Below are 1,343 nucleotides of genomic sequence, written 5' to 3'. Positions count from 1 at the left end.
TCCGCCCGGAGGAACGGACCAGCTCGACGGCATCCTTCTTGAACTCGGCCGTGTACCGCTTGCTCGTGTTGCTCTTCTTACTCACTACCTGGACTGCTTCCTCCGGGACCCGTACGTCCCAGTATCAGGCTGTCCTGATCGCGGGGGGAACTTCAGCCGCAGGAGCGCGTCGTCGTTGGGGAAGACCTGGACGACGTCGGTGCGGCGCTTGACCTCGCGGTTGATCCGCTCCAGCGGGTTGGTGGACTGGATCTTCTTCCAATGTCGCTCCGGAAAGACCGCGAAGGCGGTCAGGTCGTCCTTCGCTTCCAGCAGCATCGCCTTGACCTTCGGGAACTGTGTGCCGAGCATGTCGGCGACGGTGTCGAGCTGGGTGCGGACCGCGTCGGCGGTGGGCTGGGCGAAGATCGTGCGGATGGTCGCGGCGGCCATCTCCGCGGCATCCTTGTTGATCACGCCGAACACGTTGCGCAGGAAGTGGACCCGGCAGCGCTGGTAGGCAGCCCCGAGCATGACCTTCCGGATGGCCTTGACCAGGCCGGAGTGGTGGTCACCGATCACGAGCCGGACCCCGGTCAGACCGCGTTCACGCAAGGAGCGCAGGAACTGGGTCCAGAACACCTCGGTCTCGCTGTCGCCGACCATCACTCCCAGCACCTCGCGGCCGCCGTCCTCGGTGATCCCGGTGGCGATGACCACGGCCCTGGAGACGATCTGGTGCTCGACCCTCGCCTTGCAGTAGGTCGCGTCCAGGTACACGTACGGGAAGCGGACGTGATCCAGGGGCCGGCTGCGGAACACGGTCAGCTGGCCGTCCAGGTCCTGGCAGATCCGGGAGACCTCGCTCTTGGATATCCCGGTGTCCGCGCCGAGGGCCTTGACCAGGTCGTCGACCGACCGCGTGGACACGCCGTGGACGTAGGCCTCCATGATGACCGCGTACAGCGCCTGGTCGATCCGGCGACGGCGCTCCAGCAGTGCGGGGAAGAAGCTGCCCGAGCGCAGCTTGGGGATGGCCAGGTCCAGGTCGCCGGCCTGGGTGGTCAGCGTCTTGTCCCGGTGGCCGTTGCGAAAAGCAGTGCGGGTGTCAGTGTGCTCGTTCCACTCCGCGCCGATCCGGGCAGTGGTCTCGGCCTCGATCAACTCCTGCAGCATCCGCTCGGCCACACCGCGGACGAGTTCGAGCCCGTCCGCCGAGCGTAGTGACTCCAGCAGCCGGAGTAAGTCATGCTGGGACAGGGCCACCGTGCACCTCCTGGGTTGAACTGCCCGTTTGCCAAGGAGAGTTGCATGGTGGCCCGCCTCATGGGCAGGGAGCGGAAGCTACCCGCCCCGTGCACCCC

General features: G+C 66.6%; 1 pseudogene. It reads right to left on the bottom strand.

What is annotated here, in order from left to right:
- Positions 1 to 153 precede the first annotated feature (153 nt).
- Positions 154 to 1,245 (bottom strand): annotated as a pseudogene (locus C1I97_RS37360) (IS256 family transposase); the annotation flags it as partial.
- Between the last annotated feature and the right edge of the window lie 98 nt (positions 1,246 to 1,343).

It is taken from the genome of Streptomyces sp. NTH33 (assembly GCF_003236365.1).
GTDB lineage: Bacteria > Actinomycetota > Actinomycetes > Streptomycetales > Streptomycetaceae > Streptomyces.
This window is presented reverse-complemented; position numbering and strand designations above follow the sequence as displayed.